The organism is Xanthomonas sp. BRIP62411 (genome assembly GCF_003993525.1).
In the GTDB taxonomy this organism is placed as follows: domain Bacteria; phylum Pseudomonadota; class Gammaproteobacteria; order Xanthomonadales; family Xanthomonadaceae; genus Xanthomonas; species Xanthomonas euroxanthea.
On sequence record NZ_QEZI01000027.1, the window covers coordinates 188065 to 196869 of the forward strand.

10 protein-coding genes are annotated in these 8805 nt (G+C 63.9%); 3 read left to right on the top strand and 7 right to left on the bottom strand.

Annotated elements, in window-relative coordinates:
- Positions 1-53: 53 nt before the first annotated feature.
- A complete protein-coding gene (locus tag EO139_RS20425) occupies positions 54-941 on the bottom strand; it encodes an SDR family oxidoreductase (protein WP_126972237.1) in 888 nt (295 codons plus the stop codon).
- Positions 942-1075: 134 nt separating this feature from the next.
- On the opposite strand from EO139_RS20425, the gene EO139_RS20430 reads away from it, so the two are divergent.
- The 3 genes from EO139_RS20430 (at position 1076) to EO139_RS20440 (ending at position 4666) form a co-directional block, all read left to right on the top strand.
- A complete protein-coding gene (locus EO139_RS20430; RefSeq protein ID WP_104583885.1) occupies positions 1076-1510 on the top strand; it encodes a helix-turn-helix domain-containing protein in 435 nt (144 codons plus the stop codon).
- Between the two features lie 562 nt (positions 1511-2072).
- On the top strand, positions 2073-2570 hold the full coding sequence (locus EO139_RS20435) for a hypothetical protein (protein WP_126972239.1): 498 nt from the start codon (positions 2073-2075) through the stop codon (positions 2568-2570).
- Positions 2567-4666, top strand: a complete 2100-nt coding sequence (locus EO139_RS20440; RefSeq protein WP_241235993.1) for a methyl-accepting chemotaxis protein — start codon at positions 2567-2569, stop codon at positions 4664-4666. Before EO139_RS20435 ends, EO139_RS20440 begins: the two co-directional genes overlap by 4 nt.
- 213 nt (positions 4667-4879) lie before the next feature.
- Here the strand turns inward: EO139_RS20440 and EO139_RS20445 are convergent, their stop codons facing one another.
- The 6 genes from EO139_RS20445 to EO139_RS20470 all read right to left on the bottom strand — a co-directional run.
- A complete protein-coding gene (locus EO139_RS20445; RefSeq protein ID WP_241235994.1) occupies positions 4880-5260 on the bottom strand; it encodes a YfeK family protein in 381 nt (126 codons plus the stop codon).
- 160 nt (positions 5261-5420) lie between these two features.
- Positions 5421-5603: a hypothetical protein gene (locus EO139_RS20450; protein WP_180496860.1), complete on the bottom strand. Its 183-nt coding sequence runs from the start codon at positions 5601-5603 to the stop codon at positions 5421-5423.
- Between the two features lie 300 nt (positions 5604-5903).
- Positions 5904-6695, bottom strand: coding sequence for a hypothetical protein (locus EO139_RS20455; RefSeq protein WP_126972241.1), 792 nt, complete (start codon positions 6693-6695; stop codon positions 5904-5906).
- Positions 6696-7097: 402 nt separating this feature from the next.
- Positions 7098-7490, bottom strand: a complete 393-nt coding sequence (locus tag EO139_RS20460) for a hypothetical protein (RefSeq protein WP_126972243.1) — start codon at positions 7488-7490, stop codon at positions 7098-7100.
- A gap of 480 nt (positions 7491-7970) precedes the next feature.
- Complete coding sequence (locus EO139_RS20465) at positions 7971-8279, bottom strand: hypothetical protein (RefSeq protein WP_126972245.1); 309 nt, start codon at positions 8277-8279, stop codon at positions 7971-7973.
- A gap of 299 nt (positions 8280-8578) precedes the next feature.
- Positions 8579-8805, bottom strand: a 227-nt coding sequence (locus EO139_RS20470) for a SymE family type I addiction module toxin (RefSeq protein ID WP_164739951.1), incomplete at its 5' end; no start/stop codon positions are given.

Genomic DNA, 8805 nt, shown 5'->3' on the forward strand with positions numbered 1-8805 from the left:
TGCCGGGCCAGTGCTGCTGCAGGGTGTCGAGCAGCGCGATGCCAGGGCTCGCCTCAGCCGGCCGGCGCCGCCTGCAACGCCGCCGCCACCGCATCGGGCAGCGACGTGGTCGGGCGGCCGATCAGCTGGCTCAGCGTGTGGCTGTCGTCGAACAGGCTGCCGCCACGCGAGGACGCCGAGCATTGCGCCAGCACCTGTGCGAAGGCGGCCGGCAGGCCGATCTGCACCAACGCCGCCGCGTAGTCGGCTTCGGGCAGGTCGTGGTAGGCCACCGGCTTGCCGGACTGCCGCGCCACCTCGGCGGCGTACTCGGCCATCGTGAAGGCGGTATCGCCGGCCAGCTCGTAGACCTTGCCGGCCTGCGGCGTGTCGGCGGCCAGCACCGCTGCGGCGGCCTCGGCATAGTCGGCGCGCGTGGCCGCGCTGATCCGGCCCTCGCCGGCGCTGCCGATCACCGCGCCATGCGCCACTTCAGCCGCGATCGAACCGGTGTAGTTCTCGGTGTACCAGCCATTGCGCAGCAGCACATGCGGCACGCCGCTGTCGCGCAGCAGCGCTTCGGTGGTGACATGCTCGGGTGCCAGCGACAGCGTGCTGGTATCGGCGTGCAGCACGCTGGTGTAGGCCAGCAGGTCCACGCCGGCGCGCTTGGCCGCCGCGATCACGTTGCGGTGCTGCGGCACGCGCTCGCCCACCGCGTTGGACGACACCAGCAGCACCCGGCCCACGCCCGCGAAGGCCTGGTCCAGGCTCTGCGGGTCCGCATAGTCGGCGCGACGCACGTTGATGTCGCGTTTTGCGAACTGCGCGAGTGACGCTGTATCGCGGGCCGTTGCTACGATCCGATCGGCCGGGACACGCGCCAGCAGTGCTTCGACCACCAATGCGCCCAGCTGCCCGCTGGCGCCGGTGACGAGGATCAGGGGGGAGGTGTGTGCCATGGTGAACTCCAGTAGGTATTGATAAGAGGTGTGGTCTACTATCTAGACTCTTGGTCCGCGCACCTATTGTCAGTGCCGTTCAAACCTCCGCAAGGAGGCAGTTTTCCACCCCCTGGTTACCGTGAGATATCCCAGTGAACGCGATTGCTCTGTTTCCACCGCCGCCGTCCCTGCAAGGCATGCCGTTCGACGCCACCAAGTGCCCGGTGCGCGACGTGCTCGATCAGATCGGCGACAAATGGACCATGTTGATCCTGCTGACGCTGATCCCCGGTCCCTCCCGCTTCAGCGCCATCCAGCGCGCCGTGCCGGACATCTCCAAGCGGATGCTGACCCAGACCCTGCGCAACCTCGAGCGCAACGGCATGATCACCCGCAAGGTCTACGCAACCAAGCCGCCCAGCGTGGAATATGCCTTGTCCAAGCTCGGCGTGGCGCTGCTCGACCCGATCTCGCAGCTGCTCAACTGGGCAGGCGAAAACCATGCCGCCATCCGCTCCGCACGCGAACGCTTCGATCGTGCCCAGCAGGCGGCGGTTGCGCTGGATGCCGACGAAGCGATGGCATAGGCATCCGCCTGCCGTAATGAAGAGGAAGCTGGTGGCGCTGACTGCCGGGTGGGCCAGTCGGCGCGCTGGTTGATCGTCGGTGTGCGGAACAGGGATGCAGCAGTGGGCCGATGCCACGTTTGCCAAGGGCTGCCGTGCATTGGTGGCGCATCGGTCTCCGGTCCCCTCAAGCGCGGGCCAGCCCCCGCGAGGGCGCGTCGTGCGCCGCTGCTGTCGACAGGCGCAGTCCGGCGCGTGATCCACACCAGGGGTGAGGACATCACGGCCGCCTTACGCCAACAGCGAGCTGCCGCGTTGGCCGCTGCGCACGTTGCCGCCGCCGTCTCTGCGGCACCGCCGGCACGCCGGTGCACCAATGGCACTGTGAAATGGTGCTCACAAAATCCCGCGCCGGATAAACGCCCGATGGCGCCACCATCAGGGCCGCAGCCCGCAAACCCTTGCGGCATCAAGGGCCGGCCGCGCGCTATCACCGCCATCGCTAATTTCAATCGCACGCCTGCTCAAGCGCATGCACCGGTATCCGATAAGGGCTCACCTGATCTCGTGAATCCGCCGCGCCATGCCTGTCTTCGGCACCTTGTCCGCCTCAACGCGACGCACCCTGGGCGCTGCCCTGCTCGCGCTATGGTGCGGCTGGATCGCCGTGGCCTGGACCACGCCACCTGCGCACGCCAACGACGTGGCAAGTGCGTGGACGCAGGTCCAGGCCAGCCTGCCGGCCGCGCAGCAGACGCCGATGCTGATCGGCGTCGCAGGCGCCTGTGCGTGTAGCGATCTGGCCGCCGATCGCGCCTGGGCCGTGCTCAGCAGCGCGGTGCGCGCGCGTGGCGGGCAGGTGCGCATGCTCGACACCCCTGCATTGCGTGGCAGCGGCTATGCCGTGTGGCTGCTCGGCGCCGACGGCCAACCGCGCTATGCCGGCCCTGCAGATGGTGGCGCCGTGTGCGGCACGGCCGGCGCGGCGGAGTGGTCGCGCTGGTTACCCGATGTCCTGGCGCGCACCCCCGGTGCCGCGCTGGTGTCCCCTTGTCCTTGTGCCATGGAGTCGCTGTCATGATGGAACTGTCCGCATCGGCACCGCCGACCTCCACCTACGCCACCCGCCTGGCGATCAAGGCCGACCGGCTGTTCCTGTGGCTGGCCGTGCTGCAGGGCATTGGCTCGCTGGGCCTGGCCTGGTACCAGGGCCAATGGACCACGTTTGTCGCCGTCACGCTGCCCAGCCTGTTGCTGATGGCCTGGCAAGTGCAGGCCAATCCCGGTACGCGCCTGACCCGCATCACCAATGCGCTGGTGCTGATGGCGCTGGTCGCGGCCACCATCCAGCAGGCGCATGGCCTGGTGGAAATGCACTTCGGTGTATTCGTGATCCTGGCGCTGCTGCTGTACTACCGCGACTGGCTGCCGGTGGTGGTCGCCGCAGGCGCCATCGCCGTGCATCACCTGGCGTTCTACTGGCTGCAGTCGCGTGGCATGCCGGTGCAGGCGTTCACTGTCGGCAGCGGGTTTGGCATCGTGGTGCTGCACGCCGGTTATGTGATCGTCGAAACCGCCTTCGTCTGCGTGATGGCGATTCAACTGCGCCGCCAGGTCGACGCCCTCGACCACGAGGCCGAGGCACTGGTCGAACTGGCCGACACCCTGGCCACCGGCGCGACCTTGCCGCCAGCCATCCTGCAGCAGCCCTTCCGCAGCGGCTCGCTGGCGCAGGCGCTGGTGCGCATGAGCGTGCAGGTGGAAGAGCGCATCGCCCAACAGCAGCAACTGCTGCTGGAAAATCGCCGTATCCGCCTGGCGCTGGATGCATCGGCAATGGCCGTGGCCATCGTCGACGGGCAGGGCGCTGCCATCTATCGCAACCAGTCGTTCCAGCAACTGAGCACGCAGGTCGACCCACAGGTGCTGCACAGCGCACTGGCCGATGCGGTGCAGGCCGGGCATGACGCCGGCACCAGCAGGACGCGCGCGCTGGCGGCGCTGCAGCTGCAGGAAAACATCACCCCCGTTCGCGATCACGACGGCGCCTCGCTGGGCGTGGTGGTGGAGTGGCAGGACCGCACGCAGGACCTGGCATTGGAAGAACAGCTGGCCACCGTCATTGCACAGGCGACGCGTGGCGAGCTCGGCGCCCGTCTGCAGGGGCACGCCAGCAGCGGCACGCTCGGGCAGCTGGCCGAGGGCGTCAACCAGTTCCTCGCCATCACCGACGACAGCCTGCGGGACATGCGCCGCATGCTGGCGGCGATGTCGCGTGGTGATTTGTCGCAGCGCATCGACCGTCACTGCGAAGGCGTGTTCGAGCAGATGAAGCGCGACGCCAATGCCACCGCCGACGAGCTGGCGCGCATCATTGCGCAGATCCGCAGCTCCAGCACCGCGATCAATCACGCCGCCGGCCAGATCCTCACCCGCAACGATGCGCTGGAGCAGCAGGTGCAGCGGCAGTCGGCCACCCTGGGCCGCACCGCCACCCAGATGCAGGCCGTGCTCGGCACCATGCAGCAGCACACCGCGCAGGCGGCCGACGCCGACAAGCTCACCGCCGCCGCCTCCGAGGCCGCACGCAGTGGCGGCGACACCATGCACCAGGCGATGGGCACCATGCAGCAGATGGAACAGGCCTCGCGCCGCATCCAGGACATCGTCTCGGTCATCGACGGCATCGCCTTCCAGACCAATATCCTCGCCCTCAATGCCGCGGTCGAAGCCGCACGCGCCGGCGAAGAAGGCCGCGGCTTTGCCGTGGTCGCCGGCGAGGTGCGCGCGCTGGCATTGCGCTCGTCCACCGCCGCCAGCCAGATCAAGACCCTGATCGGCGAATCGGTCACGCATATGCAGGCCGGCGTGCAACAGGTGCGCCACGCAGGCGAAGGCATGCAGCACATCGTCGCCACCATCGGCCAGGTCAGCAGCACGCTCAGCAGGATCGCCACCGCCTCACAACAAGAGGCGGGCAGCATCGCGCAGGTGCATCACACCCTCGCCGGTGTGGATACGGACATGCGCGACGGCGTCACCCGCATGCAGGACGCCAGCGCCGCCGCACGCGCCATGGGCGACCATGCCGCGCAGCTGCAGGATGCAGTGAGTGCGTTTGCGGCCGACGAGCGCGATGGCAGCGCTGGTGCAGTGCAGCGGCTGCGCGTTGCCTGATCTACATCAGCGTATCTTCGGCGCGCGATAGCACCACGCGTCATCTTGCCTGATCGCCTGAGCTGACGCCGGGTTTTTCCAAGGCCGATGGTGCAACCATCGCCTTCGGCCTGCCGGTCCACAGAAACTGTCCAGCGGCGTTGCCAGCGCCTACAACAGGCGGCGCTGCAAGGCAGATGCCGCAGCGCAGGGCCTGATGCTGACGCCTGCCGACTACTTGCGCAGCTCCCGCAGCTTGCCGGTGAACCAGGATTGGCTCGATACCGGCGTAGCATTGCCGCAACGCACCTGATACGGCTTGCCCGACATGCTGCTCTTGGTGGCGGCAAGTTCGATAAAGGACTCGGTGGACGTCACCAGCCCCTTCTTCTGCAAGTAGTCGTACTTGCGCTGCAGATGTTCGCTGGCTTTCGGCGCCGCGTACCACGACCCATTGCGCGAAAATTCGCAGTTGGATTGTTCAAGGACCCTGAAAAGCTGACCGACCTCGCGCGTGGTGGCGGGCGAAATCCCTTGGGCTGAAACCGATGCACAGACACCGAGCAGGAACACTGCAAGACACGATCTAATATTCATCGGCGAATGGTAGCGCATGAAAGTGCCTTGCCGACCGGCATCGAGGGGCGGTATCGAAACAGCTGCGGATCCGCTGCCAAGGCCGCATTTCACAGCGGTTACCAGACGGTATCAAGGTCGGCCCCAGCGGCACAGCGCCATCGGCCTAGCGACATGCCCCTGTCAACTCATGCAGGCGTCAGATGGCCCCACGCCGGCGCGCCAAGGCAATGCCGAACACGGAGCCAAGCGAGAGACCCAGGCCGATGCCTTGAGCTAGGTTGCCCATTGCTCCCCCGAGGGCCGCCCCAAGGCCTGCGCCGATGGCAATGCTGGCGCCGACCAATTTGGAATAGAGCTTGGTATCTGCTGGTTTCAACATGAGCATTCCTTCGTTGATGGTTGAACCGATCCGCCTGGCGATGGCCCTGCACTGCGCAGGCGGTCACTGACACACACCACGGCCTTGATTTTAATGCCTTGGACTCGCGTTGCAACACAGGAGCCTGCGCGCTGGGTCAGCGGCAGCGTGACGTCACGACATCCAAAAGGCCGATGTTTTACAGCAAGCGACGCGTCATTAGACGCCCGCTCAAGCGGGTGCAGAACCGTTAGGGAAGCGTTATCTAGCGAGCAAGGCCAGACCAGCAGCAACGCAACAATGGAGTTATCAGGAAGGATGCTAGACATCCGCCGGCGCGTATCGCAACAGCGTCGAACCCTCGAAGTAATTCCCGTAATACTCGCCCGCCCGCAAACCCGGGTTCGCCTCAAAATCGATGTAAGGCTCGGAGCAATGCGGGCAGCGGAAGGGATTGAGGTAGGCGTAGCGCGACCCATCCGGCGCCAACGGCAGTGCATCTTCCAGCGCAGCAAGCGCTTCGGTATCCGGATCGGACAGCGCTGCAGGGCTGCCAGGCAGATGGCTGCCGACCGTGATGGTGTAGTTGCCAGACCCCGAGTAGAAGTATCCCGCGTTGCTAAAGCCGGCGTGGTAGGAGCGGATCAGGAACGAACGCTTGCAATGGTCGCATTCGCAGGAAAGCACCACGTTGCTATTTGTGACCAAGCCGTTGAAGTGCAGCCCCCTGGCAAACAGCCCCTTGCCTGCAAGGGCGGAACTGTTGACGCTGGCACCCGGCAGGAAGAACGGCTGAAACCTGATCCCGGATGCCTTGCCGGTCGCAAATGCGTCCGGATCGAGCTGCTCGGTCTGCGAAATGACGCAGTCCGCCTGGCACCCGAGGTTGGGATGTACGCGAACCGAGAAGTGGAACCACCCGGTCGCAGTACCAAGTTCATGCCGGTGCACCTCCCCCGCCGAGTCGGCAAACTCCAGGATGCTGTCGGCCTTCAACCACGCAGAAGGCTTGATCTCGCACGGAACATCGTTCTGGTCAACGCGACACAACTCCTGTCCATTGGCTCGAACGATCAGTAATGGAGCAGCTTTCTTCTTGAAGATGGAGAACATGCTTTCCTTGGCGGTAATGCGTGAGTAGGAGATCGGATCGCTGGGCGACTGGACAGATTTTAAGGCTTTAGCTTCGCCTGCGGCGAGTCAAGGACCATGCCCATGAGAAGAGCAAGCAGACGCCGAAGAGCGTAAGCAGAAAAGCGGCAAGCCCCGCCCAGGACATGCCGAACAGCCAAAGGCCAGAATGACACGCGACCGGGTCTCTTGCGGTGGAGGCAAAAGTGGCGCAGGGCGAGAGAGTTTTGGTGTGATGCCACCAGGTGAGCGTAACGGAAGCACCGAAGACCACCAGTAGCGCAGCCAATCGCCGAAGCGCGCGATATCCAACTGACGTCTTTGTTGATTTCGGATGTGTGCACATGTGCAGAGCGGCCTAACGCCTAAATGAGGTGTTGGGCCCTACCACCCCTGAGCCTGCGCAAATGATTCAAGTTGTTGCTGAACCTTGGCAGCTAGCTCCGGTGACGTATAGAACGCAAGGTCAGGGGCGTCCACGTCATCCTTGAACGCAACCACTACCAAGCGCTCGCGTTTACCATTCAATATGGCCGAGAACTCCCAACTGCCCATTGTCTCAACCGGCAACGCATCGATTGATTCTTTGAGTGCGTCGGCGTCTAGATTGGTACTGACAGAGCCAGACAACTCATGCAGGAATGGTCCAACCCCATCCTGATCGAAGCTCATGGAAGCTTCGGAGAGACTAGAGACGTCAATTTTTGGAGTGGATGCCGAGCAGGCTACGCCTGATGCGAAGAGGAGAAAAGCAAGGGCTGCAATGATCTTTCTCATAGGGCCTAATCGCCAGGTCAAGCCGACCCGCGACGTGGTTCCGGCTTGAATGAATTGTCAAGCCGCATGCCGATACGTCACGGCTGCAAACCAAATGATTGCTGCAAGGACAAGCATGACGACCCATCCTGATCTTTGATGTAACGGCACGGGATTGCACCCGATCTGCGCTTCTGCCGCCGAAGCGCTAACTATCCAGCCGTGGGAGCAAACAGGACAAATGAGCTGGTACTGCTTGGAGATGACCCACCCGAAGAGATGATAGAAGTGTCCGTACTTGTACTTGAGACGCAGTGTGAAGTCTTGCTTCTGCTCGCACCTCTGGCAGTACTCATGTTCTGCCAGGTCGAAGGTCAGCACTCGCTCGCCCCATCCCCAAAGAATCATCTGTCTCTCTCGAAATATCTCTAGCGGTCTGATAACTGGATTAAGCCAGCCCGCGAGGTGGATCCGGCTTGAATGAATTGCCAGGCGTCGCCACTAGTCACTGCTCCCGGCGCAGCCAGAGTCCCCCGCATCGCAACCGGAAAAACCAATGTCCTGACCACCCGATGCGCCACCATCGGATGACAGATAGAACGGGTCACTTGTATCGGACGATGTGGAGCCAGCTGCCTGAGAAGAAGCAAATGCCGCACAAACGACCGCGCCAATGACTGGAACAAGCCAGATGAGGGAAAGTTGCAATGCGCGTTGTGATGGAGACAGCACCGAAACGCGAAGCATCGCAACCGATGCGACGATATTGCCAAGCGCAAGTACCACACCCAATAGAAGCATCAACTTCATCCAAACCTCCAAGTCGCCTGACTATTACCGGGGCTGCCCGTGTGGCGTAAAACGATCCTCGCCGAGTCGTCCATGGACGTCAATCGCTGCAAGCCTCCGCAACAAACGCTCGTTATGCCAGCGCGGCTGCCCATGACCGTATGCTATGCCGTAGTCGAGTTGTTCCAACGTGAGATGCAGGACCATGGTTTGGTGCTCCATCTTTGTCCTGCACGAGGAGCGGCGAGCGCGCCCGGCGTGGTAATAAAATGCATTGCGCTCGATGCAGGCGTGGCGTGCATGCTGCATGGCTCACCCGCTTAGTTCTTGGGCGCCACGGTCACGACCAGCTCACCGTTGCGCATGCGAATGTCGAGCTTGCTGCCGATGGTGAAGCCCAGTTGTTCCAACCAGCGGCCGCGTAGGCGCAGCGTGGGGATGCGCTGGTGGCTGTCGGGGTAGTAGCCGTAGCCGACAGTGCAGCGTTGTGGGGCGCGTGGGTGGCCCGGGCGGCGCGGCTTGGTGGGATCGGGGCGGGGCTCGGGGA

Coding starts and splice junctions, on each gene's coding strand:
- EO139_RS20435 (WP_126972239.1), top strand. CDS start 2,073: ATGCCTGTCTTCGGCACCTTGTCCGCCTCAACGCGACGCACCCTGGGC.
- EO139_RS20445 (WP_241235994.1), bottom strand. CDS start 5,260: ATGCGCTACCATTCGCCGATGAATATTAGATCGTGTCTTGCAGTGTTC.
- EO139_RS20465 (WP_126972245.1), bottom strand. CDS start 8,279: ATGAAGTTGATGCTTCTATTGGGTGTGGTACTTGCGCTTGGCAATATC.
- EO139_RS20455 (WP_126972241.1), bottom strand. CDS start 6,695: ATGTTCTCCATCTTCAAGAAGAAAGCTGCTCCATTACTGATCGTTCGA.
- EO139_RS20450 (WP_180496860.1), bottom strand. CDS start 5,603: ATGTTGAAACCAGCAGATACCAAGCTCTATTCCAAATTGGTCGGCGCC.
- EO139_RS20460 (WP_126972243.1), bottom strand. CDS start 7,490: ATGAGAAAGATCATTGCAGCCCTTGCTTTTCTCCTCTTCGCATCAGGC.
- EO139_RS20425 (WP_126972237.1), bottom strand. CDS start 941: ATGGCACACACCTCCCCCCTGATCCTCGTCACCGGCGCCAGCGGGCAG.
- EO139_RS20440 (WP_241235993.1), top strand. CDS start 2,567: ATGATGGAACTGTCCGCATCGGCACCGCCGACCTCCACCTACGCCACC.